This is a genomic window from Olivibacter sp. SA151 (genome assembly GCF_054130995.1).
The window spans coordinates 5,954,742-5,970,600 of record NZ_CP096391.1; the positions used below are offsets into that span (position 1 = coordinate 5,954,742).

The 15,859-nt window shown below is 41.3% G+C and carries 19 protein-coding genes and 1 riboswitch; of the genes, 10 read left to right on the forward strand and 9 right to left on the reverse strand.

What is annotated here, in order from left to right:
- Positions 1 to 47 precede the first annotated feature (47 nt).
- Positions 48 to 815, forward strand: a complete 768-nt coding sequence (locus M1D52_RS24335) for an exodeoxyribonuclease III (protein WP_013664681.1) — start codon at positions 48 to 50, stop codon at positions 813 to 815.
- 32 nt (positions 816 to 847) lie between these two features.
- On the opposite strand, the gene M1D52_RS24340 is transcribed toward M1D52_RS24335, so the two are convergent.
- Complete coding sequence (locus M1D52_RS24340; RefSeq protein WP_130854580.1) at positions 848 to 1,273, reverse strand: YybH family protein; 426 nt, start codon at positions 1,271 to 1,273, stop codon at positions 848 to 850.
- A gap of 237 nt (positions 1,274 to 1,510) precedes the next feature.
- Positions 1,511 to 1,605, forward strand: a riboswitch (TPP riboswitch).
- 45 nt (positions 1,606 to 1,650) lie between these two features.
- Between M1D52_RS24340 and thiS the strand changes: the two genes are divergently transcribed.
- From thiS to M1D52_RS24375, 7 genes are read left to right on the forward strand one after another with little or no spacing between them, the layout of a single operon-like run.
- Positions 1,651 to 1,851, forward strand: coding sequence for a sulfur carrier protein ThiS (thiS, locus tag M1D52_RS24345; protein WP_013664679.1), 201 nt, complete (start codon positions 1,651 to 1,653; stop codon positions 1,849 to 1,851).
- Positions 1,852 to 1,889: 38 nt separating this feature from the next.
- Complete coding sequence (thiC, locus tag M1D52_RS24350) at positions 1,890 to 3,758, forward strand: phosphomethylpyrimidine synthase ThiC (RefSeq protein WP_013664678.1); 1,869 nt, start codon at positions 1,890 to 1,892, stop codon at positions 3,756 to 3,758.
- Positions 3,759 to 3,768: 10 nt separating this feature from the next.
- Positions 3,769 to 4,359 (forward strand): thiamine phosphate synthase, encoded by a 591-nt coding sequence (locus tag M1D52_RS24355; RefSeq protein WP_437394158.1) that lies wholly within the window; start codon positions 3,769 to 3,771, stop codon positions 4,357 to 4,359.
- A complete protein-coding gene (locus tag M1D52_RS24360; protein WP_457941614.1) occupies positions 4,334 to 5,008 on the forward strand; it encodes a thiamine phosphate synthase in 675 nt (224 codons plus the stop codon). Before M1D52_RS24355 ends, M1D52_RS24360 begins: the two co-directional genes overlap by 26 nt.
- Complete coding sequence (locus M1D52_RS24365; RefSeq protein ID WP_437394156.1) at positions 4,993 to 5,766, forward strand: thiazole synthase; 774 nt, start codon at positions 4,993 to 4,995, stop codon at positions 5,764 to 5,766. Before M1D52_RS24360 ends, M1D52_RS24365 begins: the two co-directional genes overlap by 16 nt.
- A complete protein-coding gene (thiH, locus tag M1D52_RS24370) occupies positions 5,766 to 6,878 on the forward strand; it encodes a 2-iminoacetate synthase ThiH (protein WP_437394155.1) in 1,113 nt (370 codons plus the stop codon). The genes M1D52_RS24365 and thiH overlap by 1 nt, the downstream gene beginning before the upstream one ends.
- 17 nt (positions 6,879 to 6,895) lie before the next feature.
- Positions 6,896 to 7,912 (forward strand): ThiF family adenylyltransferase, encoded by a 1,017-nt coding sequence (locus M1D52_RS24375; RefSeq protein ID WP_437394154.1) that lies wholly within the window; start codon positions 6,896 to 6,898, stop codon positions 7,910 to 7,912.
- Here the strand turns inward: M1D52_RS24375 and M1D52_RS24380 are convergent.
- From M1D52_RS24380 to M1D52_RS24415, 8 genes are all read right to left on the reverse strand, one after another.
- Positions 7,909 to 8,241 (reverse strand): nucleotide pyrophosphohydrolase, encoded by a 333-nt coding sequence (locus M1D52_RS24380; RefSeq protein ID WP_013664672.1) that lies wholly within the window; start codon positions 8,239 to 8,241, stop codon positions 7,909 to 7,911. The two genes, M1D52_RS24375 and M1D52_RS24380, sit on opposite strands and share 4 nt — an antisense overlap.
- Positions 8,242 to 8,264: 23 nt before the next feature.
- On the reverse strand, positions 8,265 to 8,723 hold the full coding sequence (gene dtd / locus M1D52_RS24385; protein WP_013664671.1) for a D-aminoacyl-tRNA deacylase: 459 nt from the start codon (positions 8,721 to 8,723) through the stop codon (positions 8,265 to 8,267).
- A complete protein-coding gene (gene pepT, locus M1D52_RS24390) occupies positions 8,720 to 9,988 on the reverse strand; it encodes a peptidase T (RefSeq protein ID WP_437361222.1) in 1,269 nt (422 codons plus the stop codon). Before pepT ends, dtd begins: the two co-directional genes overlap by 4 nt.
- A 9-nt stretch (positions 9,989 to 9,997) precedes the next feature.
- A complete protein-coding gene (locus tag M1D52_RS24395; RefSeq protein WP_013664669.1) occupies positions 9,998 to 11,485 on the reverse strand; it encodes a hypothetical protein in 1,488 nt (495 codons plus the stop codon).
- Positions 11,486 to 11,602: 117 nt separating this feature from the next.
- A complete protein-coding gene (locus M1D52_RS24400; RefSeq protein WP_013664668.1) occupies positions 11,603 to 12,346 on the reverse strand; it encodes a zinc ribbon domain-containing protein in 744 nt (247 codons plus the stop codon).
- Positions 12,346 to 13,443 (reverse strand): Nif3-like dinuclear metal center hexameric protein, encoded by a 1,098-nt coding sequence (locus M1D52_RS24405; protein WP_013664667.1) that lies wholly within the window; start codon positions 13,441 to 13,443, stop codon positions 12,346 to 12,348. Before M1D52_RS24405 ends, M1D52_RS24400 begins: the two co-directional genes overlap by 1 nt.
- Positions 13,444 to 13,446: 3 nt before the next feature.
- Complete coding sequence (locus M1D52_RS24410) at positions 13,447 to 13,926, reverse strand: hypothetical protein (protein ID WP_013664666.1); 480 nt, start codon at positions 13,924 to 13,926, stop codon at positions 13,447 to 13,449.
- Between the two features lie 122 nt (positions 13,927 to 14,048).
- Complete coding sequence (locus M1D52_RS24415) at positions 14,049 to 14,456, reverse strand: DUF4199 domain-containing protein (RefSeq protein ID WP_013664665.1); 408 nt, start codon at positions 14,454 to 14,456, stop codon at positions 14,049 to 14,051.
- A gap of 150 nt (positions 14,457 to 14,606) precedes the next feature.
- Here M1D52_RS24415 and M1D52_RS24420 point away from each other — a divergent pair, with 150 nt between their 5' ends.
- Positions 14,607 to 15,179, forward strand: a complete 573-nt coding sequence (locus M1D52_RS24420) for an RNA polymerase sigma factor (RefSeq protein ID WP_013664664.1) — start codon at positions 14,607 to 14,609, stop codon at positions 15,177 to 15,179.
- Complete coding sequence (locus M1D52_RS24425) at positions 15,169 to 15,831, forward strand: energy transducer TonB (protein WP_437394153.1); 663 nt, start codon at positions 15,169 to 15,171, stop codon at positions 15,829 to 15,831. Before M1D52_RS24420 ends, M1D52_RS24425 begins: the two co-directional genes overlap by 11 nt.
- The last annotated feature ends 28 nt before the right edge of the window (positions 15,832 to 15,859 follow it).

The window sequence follows — 15,859 nt, forward strand, 5'->3', positions numbered from 1 at the left end:
AATTTCCGGTACATTACAAGACAGAACAAAAGAACTACTCTAGATTGATGAAAATAATAACGTATAACGTCAACGGTATTCGTGCCGCCATGCGTAAGGATTGGATAAATTGGTTAAAAGAATCGGACGCGGATATCGTTTGTCTGCAAGAGATTAAAGCTTCACCCGATCAGCTTATTGATTTATTATTGATCGAAGGACTTGGTTATGAACATTACTGGTTCCCTGCAGAGAAAAAGGGCTATAGTGGAACCGCCATTTTAACAAAACGTAGTCCGAAACATGTTGAATATGGTTGTGGCATTGAGGCCTATGACAAGGAAGGAAGGATCATCCGTGCAGATTTTGAAGAATTGTCCATAATAAGTGCTTATTTTCCATCCGGCTCTAGCGGCGATGCCCGACAAGATTTTAAGTATCAATTTCTGGACGATTTTCGCCGTTATAGCGATAAATTGTTAACAGAGTTCCCCAGCCTTGTCATTTCCGGCGACTATAATATTTGTCATCGCGCAATAGACATCCACAATCCCAAATCAAATGCCAATAGTTCCGGCTTCTTACCCGAAGAACGGGCTTGGATGGAAAGCTTCATTAATAGCGGGTATATAGACACCTTTAGACACCTCCATCCGGAGCCTCATCAATACACCTGGTGGAGCTATCGTGCAAATGCACGGGCTAAAAATCTCGGTTGGCGAATTGATTACAACATGGCCAGCCGCGCTTTAGAAGGCCGTATCAAACAGGCTGCTATTTTAACAGATGCGCTACATTCCGATCACTGCCCCGTATTTTTGGAATTAGATTGCTAAAAAATCGTTCTGTCGTTCATTAATGACAGCCTTTAACTGGTATGATCAGCAACGATTAACCATTTACCTCCTATTTTTTTAAATAGGAGCGTAAAGGTCCCTCCAAGATCATCGTTCAGCCGTTTTAAATGCCATTTACCCAATACGAAATAGCTCGTTGGAGATAAGCGGTCAAACCGCAAAAGATTAAAAGCTAATGTTCCCATGGCGTTCCGGTCCGGATAAGTTTTCTTATATCTGTCAAAGGCCCCTTGCCAGCCATAAATAGGTCCCGCCTTGCTAACAAAAAGCAAGCTATCGCTTTTCCAATAGCCCTCCATAAACCGTGGGATATCTCCAACATTCCACGCCTGTTCTTGCCTCTGCAATACGTTTTTAATGGCCGATACCTCCTTTTCTTGTGCGAACAGGCCTGCTGATAGGGAGATCAGTACTAGAAAAAATAAACTTTTTTTCATCCTATTATTGTCTTTTATTCATTTTTTGCTTGTTTTTATGCTGCATTCGGCGGTTAATGGCTAATAAACCGGGATGTAAATATTTTTTTTTAAACGGGAACGCTTCATATCAAGCGTTTTCCGGTGCTCAATATAGATATTACTGCTGAATGTTTATAATAACGCCTTAAGAAGAATTTTCCAACAAATAAACCAAAGGGATTTCTATTCTTTAAAAAATATTTTATACTTTTGAAACAAAAGCTTTAGGGGTGTCCCATTATTGGGGCTGAGAGTTACCCTCACAACCTGCTCAGGATAATGCCTGCGAAGGGAAAAGTAGACAAGTCTTCTCATACCGTTCCGGTTGACTTCTAAAGCATCAATTTTTTTGCAATATGGAAGTCAACATTAATCATCAGACATTTTTTGTAAATGGCCAGCATCTTATCGCTGCCTTGGAGAGTTACGGACTAACGCAAACAAAAGGTGTTGCCATTGCCGTAAATGAGCACGTTGTTCCCAAGTCTAGTTGGGAAAGCTTTCAGATCCATCAGGGAGATCATATAACGATCATTACCGCAGCACAAGGCGGATAACGCGTTTACAAGAAAAATTACCCATAAAATCTTTTCAAATGAAAACAGAAAAACTGCCTTCGGCGCAAACTATCAGCAGAACTCCTTTTCCAGGTTCCAGAAAAATCTATGTGCAAGGCGCTTTGCATAATGTTCAGGTGCCAATGCGCGAAATATCATTGAGCGCAACGACCGATCGTTTTCGGAATATAACAGAAGAAAACCGCCCTGTCACCGTTTACGATACAAGCGGGCCTTATACCGATCCGAATGCAGCTATTAATGTGCGACAAGGTTTACCGAAATTACGGAATCCCTGGATTGAAGAGCGAGGTGACACCGTTCGACTGAACGACATTAGCTCGGCATATGGCAAATCCCGACTGAGTAACCCAGCGCTTGATTATTTACGTTTTGAGCATTCGACATCCCCCAGAAGGGCTAAGGATGGAGCGAATGTTTCTCAAATGCATTATGCCAAAAAAGGTATGATAACCCCTGAAATGGAGTTTATAGCCGTACGTGAAAACATGCGCCTGGAAGAACTTTATGAGAAGGACAATAGTTTATGGCAACAGCACAAAGGGCAGAATTTTGGCGCACATATATACCAGGGATTTATAACACCGGAGTTTGTTCGGTCGGAGATCGCGCGCGGACGGGCGGTCTTACCAAACAATATTAATCATCCTGAAACCGAGCCCATGATTATCGGTCGGAATTTTTTGGTTAAGATCAATGCGAATATAGGCAACTCAGCCGTAACATCCAGCATCGAAGAAGAAGTAGAAAAAATGGTTTGGGCTATTCGATGGGGCGCTGATACGGTAATGGATTTATCAACCGGTAAGAATATACACGAGACCCGTGAATGGATTATTCGAAATTCGCCTGTGCCTATTGGAACGGTGCCTATTTACCAAGCGCTTGAAAAAGTAAATGGCAAGGCGGAGGAATTAACTTGGGAGCTTTTTAAAGACACTTTAATTGAACAGGCGGAACAAGGTGTTGACTACTTTACCATTCATGCGGGTGTGCGTCTTCCCTATGTACCTTTAACGGCCAAGCGGACAACAGGCATTGTTTCACGTGGAGGATCCATTATGGCTAAATGGTGTTTAGCCCACCATCAGGAAAATTTCCTTTACACGCATTTTGAAGAGATCTGCGAAATCATGAAAGCCTACGATGTTTGCTTCTCGCTGGGCGACGGTTTACGTCCCGGATCTATAGCAGATGCCAATGATGCGGCACAATTTGCCGAATTGGAAACATTAGGAGAATTAACACAAATCGCATGGAAACATGACGTTCAAACCATGATCGAAGGCCCGGGCCATGTGCCCATGCACATGATTAAAGAAAATATGGATAAACAGTTAAGGGAATGCGGCGAGGCCCCTTTTTATACCCTTGGCCCGCTTACAACAGATATAGCACCCGGATACGACCATATTACATCAGGTATTGGAGCAGCTATGATCGGCTGGTTTGGCACTTCGATGCTCTGTTATGTAACCCCGAAAGAGCACTTAGGACTGCCTAATAAAAAGGACGTAAAAGACGGTGTTATCACCTACAAAATTGCTGCTCATGCCGCAGATCTTGCAAAAGGTCATCCCGGAGCACAGTATCGCGACAATGCCATGAGCAAGGCCCGTTTCGAATTTAGGTGGGAAGACCAGTTCAATCTTGCGCTTGACCCGGATACTGCAAGGGAATATCATGATGAAACCTTGCCGGCGGAAGGTGCTAAAACAGCACATTTTTGCAGTATGTGCGGCCCAAATTTTTGCAGCATGAAAATCACACAAGATGTTAGGCAATTTGCTGCAGAACAGGGAATAAACCCGGAAGAGGCGCTTGATAAAGGGCTCCATGAAAAAGCAAAGGAGTTTCGCCAAAATAACTTTGAACTTTATTCTTGACACTTACAACATGAAGCTGGTTATTATAAGTCCCGAAACATTCATTAGGAACGAATCAAAAACTGTTAATCAACTGTTTGATCATGGGCTGGAAGTCTTCCACGTAAGGAAACCAAATGCGGATATTAAATCTATTCGAAAATTTATCCAATCCATTGATCCTTTCTTTCATCACAGGTTAATTGTTCATGGCGACTGTAATCTGCTTCAGGAATTTAATTTGGCAGGCATCCATTTGAAGGCAGGTGAATTTGAGGTTTTAAAGGAGCAGAGGGGGGTTATTTCCAGTTCGGCACATTCAATAGCGGAATTTATAGCAATGGACAGGCCTTGGACACAAATTTTTATCAGTCCTGTTTTTGATAGTATTTCAAAAACAGGATATCGTAAGGCCCCGCATTTGTTAGAAATGGGAAGCATAACAAGGCAAGGGCAGCTTATTGCTCTTGGCGGTATTTCGGATAGAAATATTGGTCTAATAAAAAGAAAAGGTTTCGACGGCGCAGGGTTATTAGGATATATATGGCTTACAACAAATCCCTTGTCAAATTACATCAATTTAAAGCATCTAGTAGATGAACGAACTTATGAATCGAATTAAAAAACATATAGAGCGGCTACAATATATTACGCATGCAACAAAAGACAAGTCGATTATCGATCAAGTCCATATTGCGGTGGACGCCGGCATCAAATGGGTTCAATTTAGATTAAAAAATGCTGACGATGATACCTTTAAACAGCAGGCTATGGCTTGTTTGGAAATTGCTAAACGGCACCGTTGTACTTTTGTCATCAATGATCGCGTACATGTTGCAAAAGAAATCGATGCAGATGGCATTCATATCGGAAAAGAAGATATGTCGCCTCGCACGGCGAGGGAAATGCTCGGCCCCGATAAAATCATTGGGTGCACAGCAAATACCATTGATGATATTATACAGTTAAGCAACCTACCTATTGACTATATTGGCTTAGGTCCCTTTCGGTTTACTAAAACAAAGGAAAAACTAAGTCCGATTTTAGGTTTAGTCGGCTATGATGAAATCATAAAAAAGGCAGTGGCTCACAATTTATCCGTTCCTATTATTGCCATTGGTGGAATCCAGGTTGAGGATGTCGGCCATTTATTCCAAACAGGCGTACATGGTATAGCCATCTCGGGAATTATCTCAAACAGTAATCACCCACGAAAAGACTGCCAAAATTTACTGAAACAAATAGAAGCACAATCATGTCCAACAGTTTAAAAATAGCAGATAAGATCTTCTCCTCCCGTTTGTTTACCGGTACGGGAAAATTTAGCTCGCTGTCGATGATGGAAGAGGCCCTGCTCGCATCAGGGTCTGAATTGGTGACAGTTGCACTGAAGCGTATCGATGTTACGCCACAAGATCATTTACTCAAACATCTCGATCATCCACAAATTAGCTTGCTGCCCAATACCTCCGGGGCAAGAACGGCCAAAGAAGCTGTTTACGCAGCAGAGCTTGCTAGGGAAGCCTTGGAAACAAATTGGTTGAAGCTTGAGATCCACCCGGATCCGAAGTATCTCATGCCGGATCCGATAGAAACCCTACTTGCTGCGGAAGAATTGGTTAAAAAGGGATTTGTTGTATTGCCTTATTGCCATGCTGATCCTGTACTTTGTAAACGGCTGGAGGAAGCGGGCGTAGCTGCTGTTATGCCTTTGGGGGCACCCATCGGCAGTAATCAGGGCCTACAGACACTTCCGATGTTGGAAATTATTATACAACAAGCGAATGTCCCCGTTATTATAGATGCAGGTATCGGTAAGCCAAGTCATGCAGCGCAAGCAATGGAAATAGGAGCAGACGCCGTATTGGTAAATACGGCTATTGCGGTAGCTCCCGATCCAATCAACATCGCGATCGCCTTTAGAGAAGCCGTCCGGGCGGGTAGGATTGCTTACGAAGCTGGAATGGCTATTTCAGGACAAGAAGCACGTGCTTCCAGTCCGCTAACTTCCTTTTTAACGAATACATAATGTTCACAACTACTTTTGATCAGTTTGACTGGGAAACAGAAAAGGCTTCTATCTACAATAAAACACAGATCGAAGCTGAAAAGGCACTGTTGGCAAAGCACCGTACCTACGAGGATTTTAAGGCATTAATTGCACCCGCAGCGCTCCCTTTATTAGAGCAAATGGCTCTATTAAGCCAAAGAGAAACGCAGCGACGTTTTGGCAAAACCATTCAGCTGTATGCACCTTTATATCTGTCGAATGAATGCCAGAATATCTGTACCTATTGCGGTTTTAGTTTGGACAACAAGATACCAAGAAAGACGCTTACGTCCTTGGAGATCTTGCAGGAAATTGCTGTGTTAAAAAAAATGGGTTACCAACATGTTCTACTGGTAACGGGTGAGGCGCAACAGCAAGTTGGAATGGATTATTTTAAGAAGGTTATTCCGCTCATTAAACCACATTTCGCTCATATAGCCATGGAAGTGCAGCCACTGGGGGAGTGTGACTATCGAATATTACGTCAGCTCGGCGTTAACACCATTTTGGTTTATCAAGAAACGTATCATCAATCCGATTATAAAATACACCATACCAAGGGCAAAAAGTCAAACTTCAGATATCGCTTAGAAACACCCGATAGAATCGGACGCGCTGAAATCCACAAAATTGGCTTGGGGGTTTTATTAGGACTTGATGATTGGCGCACCGACAGTGCTTTTGCCGCCCTCCATTTGCAGTACTTGGAAAAGACGTATTGGAAAAGTAAATTTTCCATTTCTTTCCCCCGCCTTCGCCCACATGCGGGTGGTTTGGAACCAAAAACGGTTATCAACGATGCGGAGCTTGTTCAACTGATTTGCGCGTGGCGCCTATTTAACCAAGATGTAGAGCTTTCCATGTCTACACGTGAAAGTCAGAACTTTCGGAATAACATTATCAAATTAGGTATTACATCGATGAGTGCCGGTTCTAAAACCAACCCCGGCGGTTATGCTGTTGAACCCCAAAGTTTGGAACAATTTGAGATTGATGATACGCGGACACCGGAGGAAATCATTGAGGTTATAAAACAAGCAGGATATGACCCTGTTTGGAAAGACTGGGATGCTATCTTACAACTGGATTGACATTTATTATTGGCTTCATGTTAACTGACAGAGAATATTACGACCGCCAAATAAAGTTGACGGGTTTTGGCGAGTCCGCTCAAAAAAAACTACAACAGGCAAGGGTGCTGGTTATAGGTGCCGGTGGACTTGGTTGCCCGACGTTACAATATCTCGCAACAGCAGGTGTGGGGCATATCGCGATTATTGACGGAGATCTTGTTGCTGTGCATAACCTACATCGACAGATTCTCTTTAGTCGAGAAGATATTGGCCATTCCAAAGCCTCTGTTGCTGTAAAGAAATTAAAGCAGCTACAACCAGCTATCCAACTCAAATCCCACCCCTTTAGCTTAAGTGCTGAAAATGCCTTGGACATCATATCACAATACGATCTAATTGTTGATGGCAGCGATAATTTTAATACACGTTATCTGGTAAATGATGCCTGTGTGATAAGCGGTAAAGCCTTCGTATCGGGTGCGGTAAATGATTACACAGGGCAACTGTCGGTCTTCAATTATAATGAAGGGCCAACTTATCGTTGCCTTTACCCTGATGCACCCGATCCTGATTACTGCCATAGCTGTTCGATCAATGGCATCCTCAATGTATTACCCGGCATTGTTGGTCTGTTGATGGCAAATGAGGTTATAAAGGTCGTTACAACCTACGGAGATGTATTAAGCGGCAAATTGCTGACAATCGATATTCAAAAAAATCGCTATCAAACCATCTCTTTTGCTGTGGATCCGAACAATAAGAAAATAAACACCTTGAAGCACCACAAACATGTAATGCATAGCCATGAGGTGCTGACTTATCAACGATTAAATCCCAATACATTACTGGTTGACGTAAGAGAAGATTGGGAATTTGAAGAGAAAAATATTGGAGGTATCAATATTCCGCTCTATGAATTGCCTCATCGGATTTCCGAAATTAAAGGCAATCACCCGATTATTTTTTTGTGTCAATCGGGACTGAGAAGCAAGCAAGCCGCTGCCTTATTTAAAAATGAAAACCGACAAATTATGATCGCTAAGCTGGATTAGGGTCGATTCAGCTTTTCGTTATTCTTGTGTCTTTCGCTATCGCGAATAGACTTTTTATGAAGATTTTTTTCAAGTGCGTCGGTTAGATCAATTCCGGTTTGGTTTGCTAAGCAAATCAAGACAAAAAGCACGTCGGCCATTTCGTCCGCTAAATTTACTTCCTTGTCAGATTTTTTGAAGGACTGTTCACCATATTGTCTTGCCATGATGCGAGCAACTTCGCCCACTTCTTCCATTAACATGGCCGTATTGGTAAGCTCATTAAAATAACGGACACCGGTTGTTTGAATCCAATGATCAACTAATTCTTGCGCTTCCTTTATTGTCATAGTTCTTTATCTAGAAATGAAACTCAATAGTTTTCTTTATCCTTTGTGTTCATTATGATGGTCACGGGTCCATCGTTAAGTAAATCGACTTTCATATCAGCACCAAAAACACCTCTCGCAACAGCTTTACCCATTAACGTTTCCAACTCGTTAATCATTTTATCATAAATAGGCATTGCCTGTAACGGCTTTGCCGCTCGTATAAAAGAAGGCCTATTGCCTTTCTTGGTTTGTGCAAAAAGCGTAAATTGCGATATCAGTAGGATATCACCCTGCACGTCCATAAGCGATTTGTTCATCAACCCTTTGTCGTCGCCAAAAATTCGCATATTGACAATTTTTTGCGCAAGCCAGCGTACATCGTCCTCTCCGTCTTCTTCCTCAATTCCCAATAATATCAATAAGCCGTGTTTAATCTCTCCCGTAATTTTTTCAGATACCTTACAAGAAGCTCGGCTGACACGTTGTAGTACCGCTCTCAATTACGTTCCTCCTTTTTAGTCCATAAATGGGCGATGTGAATAAGCGTTAATGCCGCCTTCTGCATATCTTGTACGGAAACCCATTCTTGTTTTCCGTGGAAAGCGTGCTCTCCTGCAAAAATATTGGGACATGGGAGCCCCATAAAAGAAAGTCGCGATCCGTCCGTTCCGCCCCTTATACTTCTCCTGATGGGTTTTAAGCCTGCCAACCGGATGGCCTGAAGCCCGATATTGATAATTGCAGGATATTTATCCAACACTTGCTTCATGTTGCGATATTGTTCATGAATGATCAATTGGTAAGAACACCCCGTATATTGTGCTACGACCTGCTTAGCAATGCTATCCAGTATTTGCTCATGAGCAAGAAGTTGTTCATCCCTGAAATCTCGAATTATAAAATCAATTTTCGCCTGCTCAACGGTACCCGATATGGAGACGGGGTGAATAAATCCTTCTTTGTCGCTTGTCGTTTCGGGAGAAAGCCTGTCTTTAGGTAATGCACTTACAACTTCAGCAGCAATCTTTATAGCACTTTGCATTTTTCCTTTTGCAAAACCGGGATGGGCACTGATTCCGTTAATGGTAAGTGATGCCCCGTCAGCCGAGAAAGTTTCGTCTTCAATTGAACCAGCGGTTTCTCCATCAACAGTATAACCAAAATCAGCGCCAAGTTTCTCCATATCTACTTTGTCTACACCTCTGCCAATTTCTTCGTCCGGTGTAAAAAGGATTCGTATTTTACCGTGTTTTATTTCCGGATGCTTTAACAATAAGGCTACCGCATCCATAATAGCAGCAAGCCCCGCTTTATTGTCAGCTCCTAACAAAGTTGTTCCACTGGCGGTGATGATGTCATTTCCAATCTGCATTTGTAGATCCGGATGGTTTTTCTTCGTAAGCACCTGCGAAGGATCATCCGGTAACACAATGGGATCGCCCTGATAATTTTTATGGATGATTGGCCTTACATCCATGCCACTACAATCAGGAGAGGTGTCCATATGCGAACAGAAACAAATGACAGGTATAGCGGGGTCATCAATATTGGCATCCACCGTAGCATATACATACCCAAATTCATCCAAATGCGCATCATGTACGCCTAACGCTTTCAGTTCCTCCACCAGCAACCGCCCTAAATTCTTCTGCTTTTCAGTAGATGGTTGGCTTATGGAGTGTGGATCACTTTGCGTATCTATTTTCACGTAGCGCAAAAAACGTTCGGTAACGCTATACTCCTCGGGCTTTATCAAAATACTCATTTGGTAAAATTAATACTTTCCTGCTATTCTTTTTAAAGCCTCTTTAGCTTTATTCTCTATGCTACTTTCGTAATCGTGGTTTTTCATATTGATTGCTTTACTGTAGCAATCTGCCGCCATTTTATACCGCTTTTTTTCCACATAAATATCTCCGAGGAAGAGTGCTGCATTAGCCGCATAATAGTATTTGCTGTCTTTACCGAAGGCGATTGTGTATTGATAAAACTTGATCGCTCCATTAATCCCGCCGGTTTCATGAAATACGCGAGCAAAACGATAACAATATTCAATTTTATCTCGTTTTTGCTTATAGTTATTGGCATTTTCTTTTTCTAAAACGTCCTTTGCTCTTTCATAATAGCCCCCGTCAAATAGAAATCTAGCCTTTAATAAACTTTCATTGGGTACTCCCTCATTTGCTTCATTGAGGGCTTGCTTGTCTTTTTCGTCATAAGTGGTCCCGTTAAGCTGTATCTTTGAGAGATAAGCCTTATAATTCAAACTATCGCCCTTCAGCAGAGAAATATAGGCCAAATGAAGATAAGTGTCTTTTATATAGCTTCCTCCTGCACTTTCCTCTAGGAAGCGTTGAAAATCTACCTTTGCTGAAAAATCCAGTTTATGAAGCTTGGCCATTCCCAGTAAATAGTCGAGATAGGGATAATTAACGTAATCGGCACTTTTTGGCTTTGCGATTAAATACGCTATTGCTTCATCGTTATGACCGGTTTTAAAAGCCGTAAATGCGCGGATGTAAAGTTTCAGTAAACTATCATCTTGCATTTTGCCGGTCAAAAAATAAATTTTTTCAAACGCTTGCTTCTTCTTGGTGATGTTAACCCAAACCTGCATCAGATAAAAAACAGATTCGTCATAAAAAATTTCATAAGCTGATCCTGGCAAACTATTCACAAGCTCTTCCAGCATCTTCTCGCCTCTTTGGGTGCTACCGTGTACGCCCAACGTACCCAGCGCCTTCTGCGCGCCCGTGGGTAAGGAGCCGATTACGGCATTTACCATGCCTAAACCTTTTTTGTTAGGAAGAAATTCCGGAAATTTCTCCATGTTTTCATGGAGCATATTATAGGCTTTTTTAATCTCTAGCGCACTGGCCACATACTCTTGGTACTTACCTCGAAGAAGGGCCCATTGCAGGTTTATTTCGGCTTGTGCAAAAAGATAGTAAGGAGAGTTCTTATCTCCTCCACCGAGTTGAGACAAACGGCTTGATTTGTTCTTTTTTAACTTATCGAATGCCGACTTGTCATCGCATGAAAGTATGTAGAAATAGTCAACATAATTCTCCAATAAGGGAATGAAGTTGTTCTCCGGGTTCACCAGTCTCTCTTTTTCGAGATATTGTTTCGCCAAATCCAACCTTAAATTTAAAATTTCTACATAGGCTTGTTTACAATTAGCCGAGAAGTCAAAAGCAGCATAGGTTCTAGGAAATAAACTAAAGGAAAGGGTGAGGAGTAATACTAATTTGCGCGCCATGTGCATTTGATTAACGAATATGATTCCTCTTTATTAGCAGTAACAATGCCAAAATACACCGTCAATAAAAAAGCTCAGGACATATGACCTGAGCTTAACAATATGTTATAATAAATTTTAGGCTTCCAATGTGTTCTCTACAAAAGCCTCATCCACCAAAATACGGCCACAGTGTTCACACACAATGATTTTTTTACGTTGACGGATATCTAACTGTCTCTGCGGTGGGATTTGATTATGACATCCTGAACACGAATCTCTGTCGATTGTTACGACAGCCAAACCGTTCTTTGCATTATTACGCAATCTGGTGTAGGCAATGAGTAAACGTTCTTCGATGTTTGATTCCGCTTCTTCTGCTTTTCGTAATAACTCGTCTTCGTCTTTTTGCGTTTCAGAAGTTATTGTATCCAATTCCTCTTGTTTAACGGCTAAATCTTTCTTACGTTCTTCTAAATCGCCTTGCGTTTTTTCGTAGATCTCCGTTTTGTTACGAATCTCAAATTCATGCTCACGGATTTTCTTCTCGCAAACCTGAATTTCTAATCCTTGAATCTCAATTTCTTTGGTAATCGCGTCGTACTCCCTATTATTCTTTACCTCATTTAATTGGGATTCATATTTCTTGATAGCAGCCTGCGCTTCCTTAATCATGTTTTTACGATTAACGATAGCGTCTTCTAAGTCGTCAAGCTCTGAACGGATCTTTTCCATACGAGTTTCTAGACCAGCTACTTCGTCTTCAAGATCAGCCACCTCGATAGGCAATTCTCCTCGAACCTGACGGATCTTATCAATTTTGGTATGAATTGTCTGCAAATCCCAAAGGGCCTGCAACTTTTGCTCTACGGTTTGTTCCATTAAATATAATAATTTATGGGGTTTGTATTTACTCCGGTTAAACGGACTGCAAAGTTAGGAAATTTTTTTTGAATTATTTCCAACAATAATTCCTGTGTAAACTGCTCACTTTCAAAATGTCCGACATCGGCAATAACAATTTTTTTCTCCGCATCAAAAAACTCATGATACTTATAGTCAGCCGTCACAAACACATCAGCCCCTTGCCGAATAGCTTGAGGTAGTAAAAAGCCGCCCGAACCTCCGCAAACAGCGACGCGTTGCACACGCTTACCCCTTAAACGGGTATGCCTTATTACACTCGCCCCCAAACATTGCTTAAGAAGTTCAAGAAACTGGCGCTCTTCTAAAGGCTCCGGTAGGCTCCCTATCATGCCGCTACCTACTTGGTGATGTTTATTTTGAAGTTTATAAATATCGTAGGCAACCTCCTCGTAGGGATGCGTTTCATACATAGCGATCAAAATTTGCCTTTCCCGATGTTGCGGATAGATAACTTCTATTCGTTCTTCGACTTCGTAATGTCGTTCTCCGATCGAACCAACATAGGGATTTGTCTCCGCCCCCGCTTTAAAGGTTCCGGTTCCTGATGCATTAAAGCTACATTCACTGTAATTTCCGATATGACCCGCACCCGCTTTAAACAATGCTGACCGGAGCTGCTCTGCTTGCGTCTTCGGAACAAAGACAACCAGTTTATTCAATAGTTCCTCTTTAGGCGAAAGGATGGATAGCTGTTGAAGACTTAGCTTTTCCGCGATCTTCTTATTGACTCCTCCATAAATATTATCCAAATTGGTATGAATGGCATAAAGAGCAATATCATGCTTAATAGCCTTCATTACAACACGTTCAACGTAGCTACGTCCATTAAAGCGCTTTAAACCTTTGAATACAATGGGATGATGAGCGATAATTAACTGACATCCCAAGTCAATCGCTTCGTCTACGACCTCTTCTGTACAATCGAGTGATATAATAGCCCGATCAATATTCTGATCAGGGTTTCCCACGATCAATCCTGAATTATCGTAAGACTCTTGATAAGAAAGAGGGGCAATCTGTTCTAAATAATCTATTAATGCAGCTAAAATCATGATTTAGTTTTCTTCCTCCTGATGCTCTTGTTGTTCGCTAAGGAATATATTATGGTCTTTTAACAATTCCCTAAACTTGTTCATTTTAACCCAATAGGCAAAGAAATAGAAAAAATAGACCAAATTCACTCCCATTAGGATATTCACGGGGAGTGGAAGCATGGTAATGATATACAAAATAGCAACGGTAATACCGGTTGATCGTCCGGGAAATTCCTCCTCAGCAATCTTACGATCATAAAATTCATTTGTTAAAGAATCCGACATACGTCTTGCCAATTCAAAGTTCCAATAAATGTTAAAAATCGGAATTAACACTAAAAACGCTTCGCCCGGTTTCATGAATCTATTTTCCGGTGCGATCAATTTCAACGTAGCCCTAAACGTATTTGCATACAAAACTTTGATAAATAAAAAGAGAGCAGCCAAAGCTCCTGCGGCAATTAACGTTTCCCGGTCAATATTATTTATATCCAATTCCATTGGTACGAAAGTACATCAAAAACTTAGATAACTGAATTTTATGTGCAATTTACAAAACCCATACGTCACCTAAGCAGCCAACTTCCGATCCATCTTGCGCAAAACATAAAGAATATTGGTAATTAAAGGTTCTTAGGCTTATTCATGAACCAAAGGCTCACTGCCAAATTCAGCAAAATCCCGACCAATAAAGCCCCCCCAAATCGCCCCATGTATTCTTCCATATAAGGCTGCCTTTCGTACTGTAATAATATCGCCGTAGCCAAGCCTGCAAGTACTCCGCCTACCAGTAAAATCATAAAACCTTGAACAAATGCCCGAAAAAACGAAATCTGATGATTAGGCAGCGTATTTTTATAATGAGCGATTCCAAAATAGAGCCCTAAAAATGGGATAAAAACAGAAAGATATTCCATCCATGAAATTCCTAAGAATCCTGCTGAAGACCCTCCGCCGGTTTTCTGAATAACGAAAATCCATATTCCGCTTAGAATGCCGATGAGAACACCGTATGGCCATGCTTGTTTCATAATCAGTGCTTTTAAATTGTTTCTGTATAACAAGATTAATATATTATTGTTTAGTTACTCCCGGTCGCGGCTCAGGTTCCCGATATCGAACGACCGTTGCGAATGTTGTTTTATATAGTTATTTTAGTTTACCGGTAAAAACGCATTACATTGGCATTTCAAAAAAGAGTAGAAAAACATAATGAAGCTGATTTATTGAGTCGATATAAATCTACGGGAGAATTACACATATTGGGCGTGTTATACGAACCATATATGCCGCTCGTTTATGGTGTATGTTTAAAATACTTAAAGGATGAGGCCCGCAGCGAGGATGCTGTTATGCAGATATTTGAACAGCTTATACAGAAACTACGCATCCATACTGTTAATAATTTTAAAAGCTGGCTATATTCATTTGCTAGAAATTACTGCCTAATGGAATTGCGTGCAGCCAATAAAGAGACTACCATCTCCATAGAAGAAAATTCTTTTATGGAAAATGAGCTCGTTGAGCATCAATTCTTAGGAGAAGATATGCTTGAAAGCAAACTCACGCAGATGGAGAAATGCTTAGAGCAATTAAGTATGGAACAGCGAGAATGTGTTCGGTTATTTTACTTGGATCAGAAATGCTACAAAGAGATATCAGACCTCACCGGCTACGATTTGAGTAAGGTTAAAAGCTATATACAAAATGGCAAACGGAACTTAAAAATATGTATGGAAAAAAATGACAAGTAACATAACGAATATTATACGAATTCAGCAATACCTTAAAGGAGAACTATCTCCTGAGGAAATGAACAAATTGGAACGGGAAGCATTGGATGATCCTTTTCTGAATGATGCATTGGAAGGTTATCTACAAAAGGGTGTAAACACACAACACTTAACTTTACTTCAACAACGCTTACAGAATAGAATAACGGAGCAGCCACAAGAAAGAAACCGCATGCTTTTTACTTCGCAAAGGCTCGGCATAGCAGCTGTTGCTTGTTTGTTGTTTGTTTTGGCTTGTGTCTTGCTTTGGATGGTTAACGCCCGAAATACAGCAAATAAGACGAACCGAGAGGTAACGGTAGAACTGAACACAGGTGACCCTATTCCTTCCGGCAACGGATTATCAATTGCAAGAAAGTTAACAGCACCCTCGGCATCGCCGGCAGCCGGATGGGATCACTTTAATGATTACATCGCGCAAAAAGCGAAGTCCAATATGGCTAAAGGAGTCATTGTTCTTCGGTTTCAAGTAAACCAACAGGGACGGCCATTCAACATACAGGTAATAAAAGGCACCGAATATAGTCAGCTAAACGAAATCAAACAGCTATTGAAAGGTGGACCGGCTTGGGAAGCGAATAAATCGGGGGAAGTTGAGTTTGTTTTTGAATAGATGTAATTCTATTCAAAAACAAACCTGA